At 71.4% G+C, this 18,079-nt stretch carries 19 protein-coding genes; 4 read left to right on the top strand and 15 right to left on the bottom strand.

Annotation, left to right across the window (positions count from 1 at the left end):
• Entirely contained in the window at positions 1-1,920 is a 1,920-nt protein-coding gene (locus MYMAC_RS06620) for a tetratricopeptide repeat protein (RefSeq protein ID WP_095957464.1), read from the top strand.
• A 139-nt stretch (positions 1,921-2,059) separates the two neighbouring features.
• Here the strand turns inward: MYMAC_RS06620 and MYMAC_RS06615 are convergent, their stop codons facing one another.
• The 12 genes from MYMAC_RS06615 to MYMAC_RS06565 all read right to left on the bottom strand — a co-directional run bounded on the left by MYMAC_RS06615 (position 2,060) and on the right by MYMAC_RS06565 (position 13,554).
• Positions 2,060-2,908: an EamA family transporter gene (locus tag MYMAC_RS06615; protein ID WP_338026034.1), complete on the bottom strand. Its 849-nt coding sequence runs from the start codon at positions 2,906-2,908 to the stop codon at positions 2,060-2,062.
• Between the two features lie 175 nt (positions 2,909-3,083).
• On the bottom strand, positions 3,084-3,926 hold the full coding sequence (locus MYMAC_RS36665; RefSeq protein ID WP_157757457.1) for a hypothetical protein: 843 nt from the start codon (positions 3,924-3,926) through the stop codon (positions 3,084-3,086).
• Between the two features lie 46 nt (positions 3,927-3,972).
• Positions 3,973-4,269: a hypothetical protein gene (locus tag MYMAC_RS37655; RefSeq protein WP_239989382.1), complete on the bottom strand. Its 297-nt coding sequence runs from the start codon at positions 4,267-4,269 to the stop codon at positions 3,973-3,975.
• Complete coding sequence (locus tag MYMAC_RS06605) at positions 4,188-5,609, bottom strand: hypothetical protein (RefSeq protein WP_239989381.1); 1,422 nt, start codon at positions 5,607-5,609, stop codon at positions 4,188-4,190. Before MYMAC_RS06605 ends, MYMAC_RS37655 begins: the two co-directional genes overlap by 82 nt.
• A gap of 233 nt (positions 5,610-5,842) precedes the next feature.
• The gene (locus tag MYMAC_RS06600) at positions 5,843-6,646 is read right to left on the bottom strand and encodes a heme ABC transporter ATP-binding protein (protein ID WP_095957462.1); all 804 of its coding nucleotides are present in this window, start codon (positions 6,644-6,646) and stop codon (positions 5,843-5,845) included.
• Positions 6,643-7,731 carry a FecCD family ABC transporter permease gene (locus MYMAC_RS06595; protein ID WP_095957461.1) on the bottom strand — a complete coding sequence of 363 codons (1,089 nt, stop codon included), beginning with the start codon at positions 7,729-7,731 and terminating at the stop codon, positions 6,643-6,645. The genes MYMAC_RS06600 and MYMAC_RS06595 overlap by 4 nt, the downstream gene beginning before the upstream one ends.
• Positions 7,728-8,624: a heme/hemin ABC transporter substrate-binding protein gene (locus tag MYMAC_RS06590; RefSeq protein WP_095957460.1), complete on the bottom strand. Its 897-nt coding sequence runs from the start codon at positions 8,622-8,624 to the stop codon at positions 7,728-7,730. The genes MYMAC_RS06595 and MYMAC_RS06590 overlap by 4 nt, the downstream gene beginning before the upstream one ends.
• On the bottom strand, positions 8,624-9,709 hold the full coding sequence (locus MYMAC_RS06585; RefSeq protein WP_095957459.1) for a hemin-degrading factor: 1,086 nt from the start codon (positions 9,707-9,709) through the stop codon (positions 8,624-8,626). Before MYMAC_RS06585 ends, MYMAC_RS06590 begins: the two co-directional genes overlap by 1 nt.
• Positions 9,710-9,736: 27 nt before the next feature.
• Positions 9,737-10,438 (bottom strand): HmuY family protein, encoded by a 702-nt coding sequence (locus MYMAC_RS06580; RefSeq protein ID WP_013935545.1) that lies wholly within the window; start codon positions 10,436-10,438, stop codon positions 9,737-9,739.
• Positions 10,439-10,480: 42 nt separating this feature from the next.
• Positions 10,481-12,484 (bottom strand): TonB-dependent receptor plug domain-containing protein, encoded by a 2,004-nt coding sequence (locus MYMAC_RS06575; RefSeq protein WP_095957458.1) that lies wholly within the window; start codon positions 12,482-12,484, stop codon positions 10,481-10,483.
• 131 nt (positions 12,485-12,615) lie between these two features.
• On the bottom strand, positions 12,616-12,804 hold the full coding sequence (locus tag MYMAC_RS06570) for a hypothetical protein (RefSeq protein ID WP_013935547.1): 189 nt from the start codon (positions 12,802-12,804) through the stop codon (positions 12,616-12,618).
• Positions 12,805-12,915: 111 nt separating this feature from the next.
• Entirely contained in the window at positions 12,916-13,554 is a 639-nt protein-coding gene (locus tag MYMAC_RS06565; protein ID WP_095957457.1) for a hypothetical protein, read from the bottom strand.
• Positions 13,555-13,622: 68 nt separating this feature from the next.
• On the opposite strand from MYMAC_RS06565, the gene MYMAC_RS06560 reads away from it, so the two are divergent.
• From MYMAC_RS06560 to MYMAC_RS06550, 3 genes are all read left to right on the top strand, one after another.
• Positions 13,623-14,453, top strand: a complete 831-nt coding sequence (locus MYMAC_RS06560) for an LEA/WHy family protein (RefSeq protein ID WP_420810031.1) — start codon at positions 13,623-13,625, stop codon at positions 14,451-14,453.
• Positions 14,454-14,465: 12 nt separating this feature from the next.
• Positions 14,466-15,173, top strand: a complete 708-nt coding sequence (aat, locus tag MYMAC_RS06555; RefSeq protein ID WP_095957455.1) for a leucyl/phenylalanyl-tRNA--protein transferase — start codon at positions 14,466-14,468, stop codon at positions 15,171-15,173.
• A 91-nt stretch (positions 15,174-15,264) separates the two neighbouring features.
• Entirely contained in the window at positions 15,265-16,050 is a 786-nt protein-coding gene (locus MYMAC_RS06550; RefSeq protein WP_095961496.1) for a hypothetical protein, read from the top strand.
• A 44-nt stretch (positions 16,051-16,094) separates the two neighbouring features.
• Here the strand turns inward: MYMAC_RS06550 and MYMAC_RS06545 are convergent, their stop codons facing one another.
• From MYMAC_RS06545 to MYMAC_RS06535, 3 genes are read right to left on the bottom strand one after another with little or no spacing between them, the layout of a single operon-like run.
• Complete coding sequence (locus tag MYMAC_RS06545; protein WP_095957454.1) at positions 16,095-16,877, bottom strand: hypothetical protein; 783 nt, start codon at positions 16,875-16,877, stop codon at positions 16,095-16,097.
• A 16-nt stretch (positions 16,878-16,893) separates the two neighbouring features.
• The gene (locus tag MYMAC_RS06540) at positions 16,894-17,475 is read right to left on the bottom strand and encodes an imm11 family protein (protein WP_095957453.1); all 582 of its coding nucleotides are present in this window, start codon (positions 17,473-17,475) and stop codon (positions 16,894-16,896) included.
• A 13-nt stretch (positions 17,476-17,488) separates the two neighbouring features.
• Positions 17,489-18,073 (bottom strand): imm11 family protein, encoded by a 585-nt coding sequence (locus tag MYMAC_RS06535; RefSeq protein ID WP_095961495.1) that lies wholly within the window; start codon positions 18,071-18,073, stop codon positions 17,489-17,491.
• Between the last annotated feature and the right edge of the window lie 6 nt (positions 18,074-18,079).

Below are 18,079 nucleotides of genomic sequence, written 5' to 3'. Positions count from 1 at the left end.
ATGAAGACAGCCAGCTTCCTGGTGCTCCAGCTCCTCACCGCACAGGCCGCCGAGCCCGACACGGCGACCCTGGAGCGCACCGCCGCCGTGGAGAGCGCGCGGCTGGAGGACTCCCCCGACGACGCGGACGCCCTGTACCGGCTGGGCACCGCCTTCCTCGCGCTCAACACGCCGAAGAAGGCCGTGGCGCCCTTGAAGAAGCTGGTGGCCCAGGAGCCGGACCTCATCCCGCCCAAGCTGGCCCTGGCCCGCGCGCTGCGGCTGTCCGGTGAGCCGGAGCAGGCCCGCGAGGTGCTGGACACGGCCATCGCCGCCTTCCCCGAGGAGTCCACCCTCCGGGCCGAGCGCGGCCTGCTGGCCCGCGTGCTGGACGAGCGCGACGTGGCCATCAGCCAGTACGCGGTGGCCGTGGAGCTGTCCCCGCAGGACGCGGAGCTGCGCTTCAACCTGGGCGAGGCCCTGCAGCGCGCCAGCCGCACGGACGACGCCATCGAGGCCTACCGCGAGGCGCTGAAGCTGGACGGCAAGCTCAACGTGGCCCGCGTCAACCTGGGCAAGGCCCTGGCGGAGAAGGGGCTCAACGGCGAGGCCAAGGAGACGCTGCGCGAGGCCACCCGGCAGAAGCTGGGGGACACCGAGGCCCACTACAACCTCGGCGTGCTGCTCATGCGGGAGAACGACCTGGATGGCGCCATCGCCGAGTACCAGCGCACGCTCGCCGCGGACCCGAAGCACGCCAGCGCGCACAACAACATGGGCGTGGCGCTCAACGAGAAGGGCGACCCGCGCAAGGCCACCCAGGCGTTCCTCAAGGCCATCGCCGCGGACCCGAGGTTCGCCGAGGCGCACTTCAACCTGGGGCTGGCGTACTACCAGCTCGGGGACAACGTCCGCGCGCTGAAGTCCTTCGAGAAGGCCGTGGTGCTGGAGCCCCGGCGCTCCAGCGGGCCGTACACGCAGCTCGGCCACCTGTACCTGACGCAGGGCAAGAAGAAGCAGGCCGTGGAGGCCTACAAGAAGGCCATCGAGAAGAGCGCCGAGGACAGGCGCAAGACGACCGAGGCGTACCAGGGGCTCGCCCGCGCCTGGCTCAGCCTGGGCAAGGCGGACGAGGCGGTGGCCACCCTGAAGACGGCCGTGGAGGCCTTCCCGGAGGACGCGAGCGCCCGCGCCGCCCATGGCGAGGCCCTGCGCGCCAAGGGCGACCTGGATGGCGCCATCGCGGAGTACGAAGAAGGCGTGAAGCTCGCGCCCACGCCGGAGAACCGGCTGGCGCTCGCGGACGTGTATGCCCAGAAGCGGGTGAGCGCGAAGGCCCGGCCGCTCTACCAGGCCCTCCTCGATGAGGAGCCCGGCAACCGCGCCGCGAGGCTGGCGCTCGCGGACCTGCTGCTGGCCATGGGCGACTATGTGACGGCGGAGGGGCTGCTCAAGCCCAAGGACGGCGAGGAGGCCGACACCGCGGCGCTGGCGCGGCTGGGCATCGTCCACTCGCGGCGCGGCCGGCCGGACCTGGCCGTGTCGGAGCTCGAGGCGGTGGTGGCGAAGGACCCGGCGCAGCTCGACGCGCGGGCGGAGCTGGGCTTCATCTACCTGCGCGGCGGCGACGGCGCGAAGGCGAGGAAGGTGCTGACGTCCGTGCTCTCGGTGGACCCGCGCCACGCGCTGGGCCTGCTGTACATGGGCCACACGCTGTACCAGCAGGGCAACACGAAGGGCGCGGAGAAGTCCTTCCGCGACGCCGCGCAGGTGGACCCGAACTTCGCCGAGCCGCACAACGCGCTCGGGCAGTTGCTGGAGGCGACGAAGCGCGTCGACGAGGCGAAGGCGGCCTACAAGATGGCCGTGCAGTTGCAACCGGACCATTCAGACGCGAAGGACGCGCTGAAGCGGCTGACGGCGTCCGCGCCCACGCCGTAGGCCGCATGCCAGGCTCCGCGCGTGCGGCCCCCCGCGCGGAGTGGACGGACGGTGCCGGCCCTTCGCGGCGGGCTGGCCGCGCGCGTTCGCATGCGCGGTGTCGAGGCGGCGCTCCCGTGCTGCCCGGCCTTGGCCCCACCTACGCCGGCACGCCCAGCAACACCGCGCCCACGGCGACGAGCGCGGCGCCCGACAATCGCCGCCGGCCCAGGCGCTCCCCTTGAAGCGCGGCGAGCGCCAACGCGAACGCGATGGAGGTGTTTCGCAGCGTCAGCACCGCGCCCGCCCCGCCTCCCGCCAATGCCGTCAACAACAGGCCGAACGACAGCGCGGAGATGACTCCCGCCGTCAGCACGAGCCCCGGCGCCAACAAGAGCTCGCGGCGGAGGGCCGTCCAGCCCTGCTGACGACCTCGCTCCAGGATGAGCACGGGCAGCGCGACGAGCAGGCCCGTGGCGAACAGCGCCGGCGGCTGCGCCCCCACCTCCAGCGCCATCTTGTAGCTCAGGTGGTAGCCCGCGATGCCCACCGCCGACAGGGCCGCCCACGCCACACCCGCCCCCGTGGGCCCGGCCGGACGGGACAGGTTCATCACCGCCAGCCCGACACACAGCAGCGCCACGCCCGACACCGTCCAGGCGGACACCGCCTCCCCCAGCCACGCCACGGAGACGGGCCAGACGAGCAGCATCGCGCCACCTCGGGACACCGTGTACGCGAGCCCCAGCGGCGCCTGCCGCAATGAACGCGCGAGCCCCGCGAGGTACACGCTCTCACACACGCCCGCCCACAGCGCCCAGGCAAGCCCCTCCACGCGAGGAAACGCGGGGCCGCGCATCCCCAGCGCCCAGAGGCCACTCGCCAGGATGACCACGGAGATGACGCTCACCACCCCCACCTCCGGGTTGGGATGGCGCTTGAGCAGCGCGCTCCAGGCGGCGTGCAGGAACGCGGACGACAACACCAGCACCAGGGCGACAGTCTCCAACACGGCTCCTCGACGACGACCGACCCCCGTGACTATCTCAATCGTCCCCCGTGCGCAGCGCCCCCCGTTGGCACTGTCCGAGCTCGCTGTTCCGAAATGTCGGGGGTTTTGAGCGCCGCCCCAAAGTCCCGACATTTCCGAAGAGCGAGCTCCCCACCTCGGTCCGGCCCCCCTGTCAGGGCTCCTCGTCCGAATCCGGGGCGCCCCGAGGCCTGCCAGCTCCCGTCATGAGCGCTGCCGGAAGCTCGGGCCCCCTGGGCACAGGCTGGGGCGGAGTCATCACGAGCGCCCTGCCAAACACGTGGCGCGCCTCCGCATGCACACCAAAGCCAGCCCCCTCCGAACGCGCCACCAACACGAGGTCGTCCATTGGCGGGCGCCCGGTGTCGAAGGCCACGACATACGTCGCGGAGTACCCGCCCTCCGCTGCGCCCGCGGGCACGGTGAAGGTGGCGGCGCCCTCCATCAGCGTGACGCCCGCAGGGAGCGAGAGCCGCACCTCGACGGGGGCCGCGAAGCCCGCGAGCCGTTCGACGTCGGCCACGAGCCGCACCTGCCCAGGCGACGACGCGACCACCGTCCAGCCCACGCGCAGGGGCGTGGGAAGCCTCGTCGTCAGCCCCGCGCCATGCGCGCCATGGCCCATGGAATTGGGAGCCGCGCCAGGGTCGGGCGGGCGTGGCTGCGGCTCCGAAGGCGCGGGAGCACCACGCTCCGTCCACGGCGCGGGCCGCTGTGTCTCTCCCGGCATGCGGGCGCGTGGCCCCGGCGCGGAGAGCGCACGGCGTGGGGCTGCGCTCGCCGTCATCGGATGCGGTGCCGACCCCCGTCCCCGCGCCAGGTCCTCGATATCGCGCGTGCGCACGGCCTCGCCCTGAAACGCGGGAGCCGGGGGCGCGAGGCGCTTGCGTGCCTTGCCGCGAAGGCGCTCCACGCCTGACGCCACGCCCGTGGAAAGCGCGCCTGCCAGCGCGAGCGCCAGGACGGCCCCCGCCACGCGCTTGCGTGTCAGCGACATGCGCCCCTCCGGTGAGCGGATGTCCGCATCGGCGTCCTCCGCTGCCTCATCGGCACAGCGGTGAGTGACTGGGGTAGGGGTACGCGGACTCCGGCTCGGTGGCCGCGTCCATCACCCAACGCGGGAAGCCCTGGCACATCATCGTGTCCAGGAAGTCCGCCAGGCAGGGCGAGGGAAGGTCCGTCCGCGCCACGTCCACCACCTGCCCGGCCTCCACGCGCCACTGATGGCGCTGGTAGCCCCGTCTCCACGGCGCCGCGTTCATCTCCGGCGCCGCGAGCGCCGCGTACAGCGGTTGCCGCGACGGCGTCCCCTTGCCGAGCCGGTAGAGGATGGCCGCCACCTCGCTCGCCTCCAGCTTCTGGAGCAGCCCGTCCTCCGGCCGCGGCCGGGTCCACGCCCCGCCGCGGGCCTGCGCGCATCCAGGTCCATCCAGAACATCGTGCCGCCCTGCCGGTCGTAGTAGCGCGAGCTGCCTCGCACGTCCGAGCTGAACCAGGTGGCCCAGCCCTCGCTCCACGCCTGACCTGGAAACGTGGGCACGCCGAGGTAGTGCGGCCCGCCCTCGTCCGGACTGGTGCCATGGCTGGCCATCACCCAATGCCCCAGCTCGTGCAGCACCATGGCCTCGGACCACCACGCCGCGTCGCCATCCCCCGGCAGCCACACCTGCGAGGCCCACGTGCGCCCCGCGGCCGTCACCGGCCACTCCGCGAAGCAGGCGCCACAGGACCACGTCGTCCCGAAGCCGAGCCACGCCACGACGGGCAGCCCCTCCCGGCCATAGCGCAGTCGCGCTTCATCCCAGGCGATGCGCAGCGCGCTGAACACGGCGGCGGCCCCCGAGCCCTCCGCCTCCGGGATGGAGAAGACACCCCGCTCGGCGACCGTGCGCGTGGCCAGGGACCACCGCCACAGGCGCGCCCCACCGCCAGGCGCCTCCGTCACCTGCCGCGCGCCGCGCAGCCCCGGGTCCGCGACCGCGAAGGCCACCCGTGAGGCCGCGCCCAACCCCGCCGCGTACACGACGATGCGGTCGTCCGCCCCTGGCTGTGCCGCCACGCGCACGGAGAAGCGCCCGTCCCATCCCGACACCTGGAGGTCCACGAGCGCCGTCCCCTGGAAGGAGGCCACGAGGAAGCCGCCGGCCGGCACCCACTCCGGCTCGGCCGACCAGCCGCTGAACGTCGCGTCGGGGAACCGTCGCTCGTAGCGCACGGTGCCGCTCAGCGTGGGCCCGGGCGCGCCACACCAACCCCGCCCGCCCGTCTCCACGCAGCCCGCGGCGCACTCGCGGGCACGCCACTGCCCCTGGACGCAGCCCTGCAACGCCCCGTCCGCCGAGCACCGGGTGCCGCCCTCCATGCACGCCGCGCCCACCGCGCAGTGCGCGCCGCCCTCCGCCACCACGCAGGCGTCCGTGACGCCGCAGTCCTCCTGGAGCCGGACGCCGTCCACACACCGCTCCACGATGCGCGTCCCCAGGCACCGGCCGCCTGCCGGCATCGAAGCGCAATCCACCGCGGCGCGCAGGGCCTCGTCCGGAAACGCGGAGGCACACGCGCGGGCACGGCACACCGCGTCCTCTGGAGCGCAGGCGGCATCACACGGCGGCGCGTCGCGCTCCGGCCCACACGCCAGCACGAGGATGCCCAGGCACAACACCGCCGCATTGAAACGCAATGCCGTGACACCTCCGCGCCCGCCACCCGGGGCACGAAGGCACGACACCACGCTCGCCATGAAGCGTGGGAGCACCAGCCGGGCCATGGCTCCCCTGCCCGTCTGCCATCACCTGCTTCGAAGACGGCGCCCCCCACGGGAAAGGTCCTGGTCCATCACCCACGGTGTGGAGGGGCACCGGGTGCCCAGGACCCTTCCCGCGGGGAGCTGAAGCCAGCGGAACCCAACTGTGCTCAAGGCGACAGAGGCGCGCGGCCCTCCGGGATGACCAGGGGACCGGGCGAGCCCGGCCACTCGACGACCTGGACGCGCAGGCCGAAGACGCGGGCCACCAGCTCCTGCGTCAAGACGCTCGCGGGCGCGCCCACCTCCACCACGTGCCCCCCGGCGAGCACCGCCAGCCGGTGGGCGTAGCGCGCGGCCAGGTTGAGGTCATGGAGCACGGCCAGCACCGCGCCGCCCTCCTGGGCGAAGCGTGCCGCCGCTTCCAGCACGAGGTGCTGATGGGACAGGTCCAGGCTCGCCGTCGGCTCGTCCAACAGCAGGTAGCGGTGCCCGGACGGCACCGGCTCGGAGAGCTGGGCCAGCACGCGCGCCAACTGGACGCGCTGCCGCTCACCGCCCGACAATGTGAGGTAGGAGCGCGAAGCCAGATGCCGCGTGTCGGTGGCATCGAGCGCCGCCACCGCCGCCGCCAGGTCCGCGCTGCCTTCCGCGCGGCTCGCGTGGGGACTGCGCCCCAGCAGCGCCACCTCCAGCGCCGTGAAGCCGAAGCCCAGCGATGACTCCTGGGGAAGCACCCCCAGCCGCAGGGCCCGCTCACGCGGCTTCCACCGCGACAGGGGCACACCGTCCAGCACCACCTCGCCCGTCGAGCACCTCAGCTCGCCCGACATGGCCGACAGCAGCGTGGACTTGCCCGCGCCATTGGGCCCCACCACGGCGAGCACCTCGCCGGGCTGGAGGGCCAGGTCCATGGGCCCCAGCGTCCGGCCCCGGCCCCGCCACACCTCGATGCCACGAACCTCCAGGCTCATGCGGCCCCCTTTCGCGACAGCAGGCCGATGAAGACGGGAACACCCAGCACGGAGGTGAGCGCGCCCACGGGCAGCTCGGAGGGGATGGCCGCCGTGCGCGCCAGCAGGTCCGCGCCCACCAGCAGCGAGGCCCCCAGCAGCGCGGACGCCCCGAGCAGCCGCCGGTGGTCCGGCCCGAGCGCCAGCCGCAACAGCGCGGGCACCAGCAGGCCCACGAAGGCGATGACGCCGGAGACGGACACCGCGGCCCCCACGCCCAGCGCCGCCGCGAGGATGAGCCGGCGCTTGAGGCGCTCCACGTCCACGCCCAGGTGCCAGGCCTCGCGCTCCCCCAGCAGCAGCAGGTTGAGGGTGCGCGCCTCCCGCAGCAGCAGGCCCAGCGCGACGAGCAGCGGCGGCGTGGCCGCCCCCACCACGTCCCAGGACGCGCCGCCCAGGCTGCCCCAGGTCCAGAAGGTGATGGAGCGGAGCTGCGCGTCGGTGGCGACTTGCGTGAGCAGGCCGATGCCCGCGCCCGCCCCCGCGCTGACGGCCACGCCCGCCAGGAGGATGCGCGCCGTCTCCGTGCGGCCGCCGCCACCGCCCAGCCGATGCGCGAGCAGCGTGGCGCCCAGCGCGCCCGCGAAGGCCGCGCCCGGCACCGCCAGCATCCGCAGCGAGCCGAGGTGCGCGCTGAGGGCCACGTCCATGACGATGGCCGCCACCGCCCCCAGGGCCGCGCCGCTGGAGGTGCCCAGCAGGCCGGGCTCCACCAGCGGGTTGCGGAACAACGCCTGGAGCGCGGCCCCACTGGTGGCCAGCACCGCGCCCACCATGATGCCCAGCGTCACGCGCGGCAGGCGGATGGACAGCAACACCGCCTGCTGCACGGACTCCAGCCTGGGGCCGAGGTCCAGCCCCACCTGCTCCAGGAGACTGCCCGCCAGTGCCAGCGGAGGCACTGACACCGCGCCCACTGCGAGCGAGAGGAGCGCCACGCACAGCAGCAGCAGCGCCAGCGGCAACCACGGACGCGGGGCTGCCGGCGGGACGCGCTCCCGCGCGCGGTAGTTGGCGGAGACCGGCGCGAGCCCCGACGCACTCATCTGCTGTCCCGAGCCGGGGAGGCGTACCCATCCTGCAAGCGGCTCACGGCCTTGCCCAGGTGGGGGCCCAGCCCCATGAAGTGGACGTCATCCACGGTGATGAGGCGCCAGCCGCGCGCCTGCGACAGGCCCGGCGTGCGCGACAGGCCTTCCTCACCGCCCACCGGCTCCAGGGAGCTGGCCGGCATGAGGATGAAGTCCGGCGCGGCCTCGACCACCGCCTCGGCCGTCAGCGGCTTGTGGCCCGAGTAGGCGGCGATGGCATTCACTCCGCCCGACAGCGTGACGAGCTCGCCCGCCGCCGTCCCGGCGCCCGCCACCATGAGGACGTTGGCGCCGCGCGCGTACAGCGCGAGGACCCGCGGCGGCTTCGCGTCCTTGCGCGCCGCCGTGCGCTCCTGGGCCTTGCGCAGGTCCGCGTCCAACTGCTTGACCAGCGCCTCGCCCTGCTCGGCCTTGCCCAGGCGCTTCGCGAGCGCCCGGATGCGCTCGCGCGTGGCCTCCACGGTGTGCTTGTTCGGCAGCACCACCACGTCCACGCCCGCGGCCTTGAGCTGCTCCAGCACGCCCGGGGGCCCCGCCTCCTCGGACGCCAGGAGCTGCGACGTCCCCAGGGCGATGATGGCCTCCGACGACAGCGCCCGCTGGTAGCCCACCTTCGGCGACTCGCGGGCGACCTCCAGCGCGAGGCTGGTGTCATCCACGCCCACCACCTGGCCGCCCGCGCCCAGCGCGAAGACGGTTTCGGTGATGGCGGGACCAATGGTGACCAGCTTCGCCGCCGCGACGGGGGCCTTGGCCGCGGCCGCCGCCCGCGGTTTGGCGGGCGCCGCCGCGTGGGCGAGCGACGTCATGGCCATGAAGAGCAGCGACAGTCCGGAAGCGCGGCGCATCACGCCACCTCCCGCGCGGGCATTGCCTGGGCCAGCGCCTCGGCCAGCGCCCGCCACTCCTGCGACTCCGGCACCCCGGGCTTCCGCTTGCCGAAGATGAGCCCGATGTTCTCCCCGGCCTCGTCGAACAGCTCCACCGACGTGACGACGCCGTCCCGCGTGGGCTTGCGGACGACCCACGCCGAGTGCACGTGGTCGGCGCGGACGTGGAGGTTGAAGCCCGCGTCCAGCACGTTCATCCACGGCCCCATGGCCTTCACGTTCTTCACCGGGCCGGTGTGAATCTGGATGCAGCCCGGGTTGCCCACGAAAATCATGATGGGCAGCTGCGCGGCGGAGGCCTTCTCCAGCACCCACGTCAGCGCGTCCGGCTTCACCGCCGTGGCCAGCTCCGGCTCGGCCAGGCGGAGCGCCTGGGTGCGCGCCACCTTGAAGCGGCTGAGCAGCGCGAAGAACTCGTGCGTGTCCTGGAGCGCGCGCCAGCCCGAGCGCAGGCCCTCCACGTCAATAGCGCTGTCGGGCCGCGGCGCCGCGGCCGGCGTGGCCGGGACGACGCTGAGCCGCGGCGACTGCTCCGCGTGCGTGAACTCCTTCACCAGGGCGTCGAAGGTCTCCTCGCGCCCGGCCTCTTCCACGTAGATCTTGTGGATGGCCATGCCCGACGCGTCGAAGAACTGGAGGCTGCGGCGGAGGCCGTCGCCGTGCGGCTCGCGGATGGCGAAGCCGAAGGTCCAGCGCGAGAAGAACAGGCGCAGGTCGATCTCCTCGTCCAGCACCAGCCCCTGCTTGCCGTGCAGCTCGATGTTGCGCCACGTGCCGCGCTTCTCGTGCACGGCGTGCGCGTTGCGGGTGAGGGACATCACCCGGCCCAGCGTTTCGATGCGGGGCAGCAGCGCGTCCAGCCGGAGGTCCAGCCGGACGACGGTTTCGCCCAGCCCCGTGGCGAGCAACTGCGCTTCGCTCACCCCGAGCTGCTCGGCGGCGTCACGGATACGGGTACGAGGCTGCTCGTCACGAAGCGCCTGCCAACGCTGGCGCAGGCGGACGGGCTCGGAGACGACATCAGAGTTCGCGGTCTGATTCATGTCTGACACCTGGGGATGGAAAGGGATTCAGTGCTGGGACGGCTGCGCCAGGGCGCTGCCAGCGGAGGCGGGAGCGGGCACCTTCGCCCAACGGAACGACAACATCCCGGGCGTGCCCGCGTCGTCGTAGTAGGACTGCAGCGCAATCTTGAAGTAGGCGCCCTCGTCCGAGCGGACGACATAAACGTTGCGGCGCGCCGAAAGGGCATGCGTCGACATGTCGTACGCGTACCAGCCGTCGCCCACGTTGAAGGCGCTGTCCGGGTCCGTGCCCCGGTCCTCGCCGTCCTCGGCATCCACGAGGTAGCCGTCCGCGGGCGCCTGCGTCACCTGCGCGAAGTCCGTCTCGGTGAGCACCGCCACCGCCACGTCGCCGCTGCCGCTCACGCCTCCCCGGGAGAGGATGTTGAAGCGCTGGAAGGCCACGTCCCAGGCGGCGTCCGTCTCCTTGCTGACCTGCGTGCCGTTGTCCAGGTCCAGGCCAATCCACTCCGAGCTGCCCGTCGCGTTCACCGCGGTGGTGTACGAGCCATCGCCGTTGGCCACGTGCGTGGTGTGCGTGCCATTCACCGGCGCGTCTTCCTCCTGCTCACCGGGGTTCTGCGGGTCGGGGTTCTGCGGGTCGGGCGGCAGCTCGAGGTCATCACCGCAGGCGGACAGCGAGCCGGCCAGCAGCAGGGCGGCGACGGCGCGGCCCAGGAAGGAAGAGCGGGGAGCAAGACGGGACATGGGGACTCCTTTCAGGAGTGGGTGAGAGGGGAAGAGGAAGCGTCAGAGCCGGGCGGAGATGCCGGCCTGGATGGCGCGAGGAGGAATCGGCAGGTCGGTGGGGTTGCCCGCGTTCGCCAGGTTGGTGCCCAGCACGAAGAACTGGAGCTCCTCGCGCATGCGCCAGCCCAGGCGGGCATCCACGGTGACGTAGGTCTTCGCGTCGTACGGGTTGGCGACGCCGTCGCCGTCCGTGTCCGGATAGAAGGGACGAGGCCCCACGAGCGCGCCGCGCACCCAGGCCTCCAGGCCCGTCACCCGGTGACGCCAGGTGGCCTGCGCCGTGAGGCGGTGGCGCGCCTGCCCCTCCAGCGCCAGCCCCGTCTCCTCGGCGCGCCCGGCGGTGAGCGTGTAGCCCAGCTCCGCGGAGACGCGGCCGGGGAGCTGCTGGCGGATGCCCACCTCACCGCCGCGCACGCGCGCTCGCGCGATGTTCACGTAGGTGAAGAGCTGCTGCGGACCGGACATCTCCGTGGAGACGCCAATCATGTCCTGGAGGTTGTGCTGGAACGCGCTCACCCACAGGAGCGAGGAGCCCGCGGGCTTCACCTCCACCGACAGGTTGAAGCTGCGCGAGCGCTCCGGACGCAGGTCGGGGTTGCCGCGCACCATGTAGCCCACGCTGGGGTTCTCGAAGTCGAGCAGCATCTCCTGAAAGCCAGGGGCCCGGAACGCCCAGCCGTAGCTGCCGCGCAGCGTGAGCCAGGAGGCGGGGTCCATGCGCGCCGCCAGCCGAGGCGTCACCGCCGTGCCGAACTGCGTGTCCGTGTCCACGCGCGCGCCCGGCACCAGCGTGAGCTTCAGGCGCGGCACCAGCGTCCAGTTGTCCTGCGCGTAGAGCGACACGCGGCCACGCCGGCCCCGGCCGTCGTCGCCCAGCCGGTCCGCCTGGAGCCACTCGCCCAGCAGCTCCGCGCCGGCCACGAAGGCATGGGACTGGCCCAGCTTCGCGTCGAGCTGCGCGCCCAGGCGGCCCTGCTGCTCGCGGGTGTCCTCGATGGTGTCCAGCGCGTTGGAGCGGCGCTGGTCTCTCAGGTAGCGCCGGTTGAACCACGCATACGCGCCGTCCACGCGCAGCACCGCGCCGTTGGACAGCGTCCAGCGAGGCGACAGCCGCGCGGAGAGCGAGTCATCGCGGGCGGCGCGGTCGAAGATGGCGCCCGTCACGCCCACGTCCACGCCGCGCTGCACCCGCCGGGCGTAGGTGGCGTTGGCCTGCACCGTGGCGCTGTCGCCGGCGCGCCAATCGCCACCCGCGGACACGTCGATGCCATCCAGGCTGCTGCCCGTGGTGCCGATGCTCGCCGGGTCCAGGTGGTACGCGTCCCGCCGCGCCAGGCCGCCGCTCAGCCGCAGGCCCCAGTCCTCCCCCTTCGCCTCGCCCGTGGCGTCCAGCTCCAGCCGCTGCATGTTGCCGTAGGACGCGCGCAGCTCGGCGCCCAGCGGCCGGCGCGCGCGGCGGGTGATGAGGTTCACCACGCCGGCCACCGCGTCGCTGCCGTAGAGGACCGACGAGGGGCCCTTCACGACCTCCACCTGCTCGATGTCCTCGGTGGACAGGCGGGAGAGGTCCACGCTGCCGGCCACGCGGCCCGCGACGCGCTCACCGTCCACCAGCACCAGCACGTACTCCGGCGACAGGCCCTGGAGCTGCACCGTCGCGCCCGCGAAGGTCTGCGTCACCTGGAGCCCGGGGTGCGCGGCGAGCAGCTCCGACGCGTCCCGCGCTCCGCTGGCCAGGATGTCCGCGCGGGTGATGACCTCCGTGGCTACCGCCGAGTCCTCGAGCCGCTCGGGCGAGCGCGACGCCGTCACCACCGTCCGCGCGCCCCGAACCTCCTCTGGCTCGAGCGGCGCCGCCTGGCGCGCATCCGCTGGAACGGACTGCGCGCCGGGCGAGGTCACCCCGGTGGCAGCCGCCTCACCGGCAGGCGCTTCACTGTCACTGCCCCACGCCGCCCACGGCAGGGAACAGGCCGCGAAGAGCAAACACCCACGCCACGACATGCTGCGTCCTCCGGCGCAAGGCCGGGGGCCTTCCGCGGAAGGCCCTGTAGGGCGCTGGGCTCAAGGGCCTCGGGCCTCAGGAAAAGACCTCACTGCACCCAAGCCCGCGCGGCCCGGGGACGACTCGCGCTTCAGCGGCCGGAGCCGCCCACCTGCGCACCGCCACCTTCCGGCGGCGTCCGCTCCAGGGGCACCACCTGGGTCCGGTGGCAGCGGCGGCACTTCAACTCCACGCCCTCCGGGACCAACCGCGCCAGCAGGCTTCCGCACATGCAGCGCAGCTCCCGCGCCCCGCCTTCACCGTGGCAACCGTCGCGCATCACCGCTCCTGGCTCGAAACGCCAAGAACGATATTGATACTGATTTTCAAAGTCAAACGATTGGCGAAAAAACCACCCCCGTGAGAATCCGGGTGCGCGGGCGCCTTTCGCTCAGTGAACCTTGGAGCGCGCGGAGGTGTCGCGAGCCAGACGCACCTTGGGCGTCACCATGCGGGCGACGCCGGAGTAGAGCTGGTCCTCGGTGTAGACCTTCCGCACGCGGCGGCTGCCGCCGGGCAGGTACGCGGGGCCGGGCCGCTCCAGCCACTGGAGGATGCGCACCTCGCCGGAGTGGGCCATGCTGGCCAGCAGCTCCGGGGGGCACAGCTTGAGGTAGCGGCGCACCAGCGGCTTGAGCTTGCGGGAGAAGTTGCGCCCCAGCACGTCATGGCGCCGGCCGGAGTGCAGCGTCCCGTCGAAGCGGCGCGACATGTGGAAGAGCTCGTGAATCACCGTCTCCACGCGCGCCTGGGCGGTGGAGCCCCGGAAGAAGAGCGGGCGCAGGGTGATGCAGTACAGCATCCGCTTGCGCCGGATGCGGATGATGGGCTTGCGGCGTCCGCTGCGGTCCATGCTCTTCCCTCCCCGGAAGCACAGGGGCTTCACGGTGCCCCGGGAGGCGCGGCGGGCCTCGCCGGCCACGACGAGGATGCGGCCCGCCTTCACATGCCCGAACTCCGGCATCTTCGCCGCGATGTCCCGGATGAGGGAGCGGAGTGTCTTGTTGAAGTTGGGGCGGCGTCGGGCCACGGGTGGTGGACAGTCTAGCGGAAAAGCCCTTGAGCGGACTCCTGGGGGTGTCCACATTGTCTAGCGTCATGCGCTTGCCCTCGCCCATGTTCCGACTGGCCGTGGTGCTGTCCCTCTGTGTGGGGTGTGCCTCCGCCCCCACCCGGCCCTCCAGTCCCGCCACCCTCACGGCCCAACGGACGGTCATCGCGTCCCAGGGCCTCACCGACGCCACCCTGCGCTACGAGGCCGAGCTACGCAGCCCCGGGGAGGGGGTGGTGGAGCGGGCCGACTACGAGCTCGTCGCCGACGGTCAGGTGGTGAAGACGGGCACGGCGAAGCTGGGGGTGGCGCTGACGCCCGGCGCCCCCGCGAGCATCTCCTTTGAAGAGCGCGCGCCCTACGTGAAGAACGCGGCGGACCTGGCGCGGCTGAGCGCCGAGCAGGGCACGCTGCTGCTGGCCCTGCGCGGCACCCTCGTCGTCCGCTCGGGAGACCAGGAGCAGACGATTCCCTTCGCGGCCAGCCGCGCGACGCGGATGCCCCGGCTGCCCACGGTGGTGGTCGAGGAGCTGGACGGGGCGCGCTACTCGGATGAGGAGGTCCAGCTCAACCTCCGCATCGGCGTGCGCAACCCCAACCCCTTCCCGCTGCGGCTGGAGGGGCTGACCTGGACGGCGTCGGTGGCCGGCAAGACGCTGGACAGCGGCACGCTGGCGCACGCGGACACGGTGGATGCCTCCGCCACGGGGGTGTACCCGGTGGAGCTGGCGGTGACGAAGGACACCTGGGGCCCGGAGGTGAAGGCGCTCATCACCCAGGGGCTGTTGCCCTACGGGGTGACGGGCGAGGTGACGGGTCCGCTGCTGCGCGTCCCCTATTCGCTCACGGGCGAGGTGAAGCTGAACGTCTCCCGGTAGAGTGGCGCGCCTGTGCCCATCTACCTGTTGAGTGACGAGCACCCGGAGCTCTTCCCGCCCCCCGAGCGCGCCGACAAGAGCGGCATCGTCGCCGTGGGGGGGGACTTGCGCCCGGAGCGGCTGCTGGCGGCCTACGCCCGCGGCATCTTCCCCTGGTACAGCGAGGGGGACCCCATCCTCTGGCACTCGCCGGACCCGCGCTTCGTGCTGACGCCGGACATGCTCCACGCGGGCCGCTCGCTGCGCAAGGCGATGGCCCGGGGCGTCTACGAGGTGCGCTACGACACGGCCTTCCGCCGCGTCATCACCGAGTGCAGCCGCGTCCCACGCCCGGGGCAGTCAGGCACCTGGATTACCGATGAGATGATGGAGGCCTACGTCACCCTCCATGAGGCGGGCTTCGCGCACTCGGTGGAGGCGTGGGCGGAGGGCGAGCTGAAGGGGGGCCTCTACGGCGTGTCCCTGGGCGCGGCCTTCTTCGGAGAGAGCATGTTCGCGCTGGCGCCGGACGCGTCCAAGGTCGCCTTCGTCACCTCGGTGGAGCGCTTCCGGGACTGGGGCTTCCAGCTCATCGACTGCCAGGTGGAGACCGAGCACCTGGCCCGCTTCGGCGCGGTGAACTGGCCCCGCAAGCGCTTCCTCGCCGCGCTCGCCAAGGCCCTGAAGGAGCCCACGCGGCGCGGCAAGTGGACGGAAGGGGCGGCGGCCAGCCCCGCCTGAACGGCTGACGCTTTCGAAATGCGCCGAGCCCCTTTGAATAAAGGAGGCAACGGGCCGTCACCGCCTCACCCACATGCCCGAGGAGTGCGCCATGCGCTGGAGCTCCACCCTCTTGCTGCCGCTGTGCCTTGCCACCACCGCCTGCGGCACGTCCGCGAAGCACCAGGCGCTGATTGAACGCCGCGACGCCATCCGCATGGCGGACGCCGAGCGCGAGCAGGGCGCCCGGGAGGCGTACCGCAGCGCCACGGGCTTCCAGGACACCCGCTGGGGGATGACGCGGAGCGAGACCCTGGCCGCCCTCCCCGCCCGCGCCAGGCTCATTGGCGCGTGGGAGGACGTCCACGTCACCGACGTCGTGGCGGGCCGCCCCGCGGACGTCTACTACGTGTTCGCCGAGGGACAGCTCGCCGCGGTCACCCTCTCCTTCCGGGCGCCCGGCGCCGTTCGTGGCGACTTCGACTCCGTGGCGGAGCTGCTGACCCGGAAGTACGGCAAGCCCGAGTCCATGGAGGACTCGGCGCGCGACGCGGAGAGCCGCCTGGCCCTGGCGCAGATGAGCAACAACCTCTCCGAGGCCTCGGCGAACTACCACGCGTGGCGCTCGGGTGTGCGCCCCAGCGGCCCCGCCGTGGACAACTTCGGCCGGCAACTGGAGGCCAACGCGCGGACCGATGCCGCCCTGGCGCACTACGACTACCTGTTGCAGGGGTCGTGGAAGGACGCCGACACCGAGCTGCGGCTCACCGGCAGCCAGTCGCCCGGGGCGCGCAGCTTGATGCTCACGTACACCAGCCTGAGGCTGCGGCCCTACCTGGCCAAGGAGCTGGCGGTCCGCGACGAGCAGCGCAAGGTGGAGCAGTCGCGGGAGCTATAGCCGCTCCACGCAGGGGCGCCACGGACGGCAGCGCGCCGTGGCGCTCAGGGACCGAGAGAAACGACCCAGTCCCCGGTGTACCGCGACGTCATGGGTGTGCGGGCCAGCGGCGGGCAGTACTGGAAGTGCTCGTCGAAGCTCGCGATGTCCGCGCGCTCGGAGAGCCTGAGCAGGGCGAGCCCCTCCAGCCAGATGGCACGCTTCGGCGCGAAGCGTGTCACGGGGGTCGTGAAGAGCTTCGCGCGCTTCTCGATGTCCTCGCCATGCACGAGCACGGCGTGTCTGAAGGCGTCGGAGAAGGCCGCTGCGTCGCCATCGAGCAGGGCGCGGGCACAGGCAGCCCGGTCCGGCTCCGTCTCGAGTTCCAGTGCCTCCAGCGCCTCCACCCTCGGGATGACGACGTCTCGGGTGCCGGGGGAGACCAGCGCATGGAAGAGCTGGGCGCGGGCGTGCTCGGAGCGGTACTCCTCGTCCGGGAGCCAGCGCGTTTCAGCGAATTCGGCGACCTGTCGCGCCAGACTCCAATGCCCCGCCGCGACGGCACCGAGCAGCGGCTCCATGTAGCGCGAAGCGGGAAGCGCCCACTGCTTGAGCCGGCAATGCGTCAGCAGTCGCCTCCAGTTCTCGGCGGCTCGGCACAGGTTGAGGAAGAAGCCCTGCGGGTTGCCATCCACGAGCAGGGTGGCCACCGCCACGACGTGGAAGTGGAGGCAGAGTTCGTCCACGGTCCGCACCAGGACCTCCCGGTTCGCGGCGGGCTCGACCTGACGCATCAGTCGAACAATGGCCCGCCCGGAGTCCTCCCGCAGTGCCGAGAGCTTTGCCACGCTGCCTCCTCCAGGTTCAGGCGAACATGTCGTCGAAGCCTTCGGCGGGACGGGCGCGGAAGCCCGTCAGCCCCGCCCGCTCGAAGGCCAGCTTGACCCGGTCCGAAATCAGGATGAGCTCCATCATGTTCCGGGCGCGGAAGATGTCGGCCTTCGGGTCGATTTTCCCCTGAGTCAAAACAAGACTACTAACGTGACTTATCTCGCTCGAAAGCACACTGGCATCATAAGCGGATTTCCCCATATCAATCGCCTCTTGCGAGCCCAGGACATTCAGAATGCCATAGTCACCAGTCAACTCACGCCACTGATGATCGCAAATGACAATCGGGAGAAATTCCGTATTGTCGACCTGCAGGTCGTCCAGCACCTGCTTCACACGTGACGACACGAGCAAAACGCCCACGGTGTTTCGTACGAAATCGTAAAGCTTCCGCCGGTCCGGAAAGTGGTCCGAAAACGACACCTTCCCTCCAGCAGGAAAGCTGCGTGCAAGTGGCTCTCCCGTGCTGAACTTCCAATTGGTCGGACTGTCGTGGGGCAAGGCATCAATGATGGCCCCATCGAACGACTCAGCTCTCAATACACAGTAGTTCATGGACCAGTGCGACTCATGCAAACATGTCACTGAAACCTTCGGCAGGATGCGCCCGAAACCCCGTCAAGCCAGCTCCTAGAAAGGCTTCATGAACACGGTCCGACATCAGAATGAGTTCCAACATGTTTCGTGCGCGAAACAGCCCGACATCTGGATCCAGTCGCGCATGAGCCACCACTAAATTGCTCAGGCGAGCGATCTCCTTCTTCGTAATACGGTCCATCCGGCACTTGGACTTCTCCATATCAATCACTTCTTGAGAACCCAGGACGTTAAGGACGCCATACTCCTGCGACACGGGATTCCACTGATGATCACACATGGAAACCGGAAGAAACTCCACATTATCCACGCGTGATTCCTTCAGGACCTCATGCACTCGCGAGGAAACCAGAAGCACCCCCAGCGTGTTTCGGACGAAGTCATACAGTTTCCGCCGGTCAGGAAAATGATCTGAAAAGGAGACCTTCCCCCCCAACGGAAACTGTCGCTCCAGCCGTTCCCCCTTATGCATTTTCCAATTTTCGGGACTGCCCTTGGGCAATGCATCAATAACCGCGCCATCCGCGGACTCCGCCTTCAGCACCCAATAGTTCATAAGCAT

It is taken from the genome of Corallococcus macrosporus DSM 14697 (assembly GCF_002305895.1).
GTDB classification, from domain to species: domain Bacteria; phylum Myxococcota; class Myxococcia; order Myxococcales; family Myxococcaceae; genus Myxococcus; species Myxococcus macrosporus.
The sequence above is the reverse complement of the archived record's forward strand: the minus strand, read 5'-3'. Positions and strand labels throughout refer to the sequence as shown.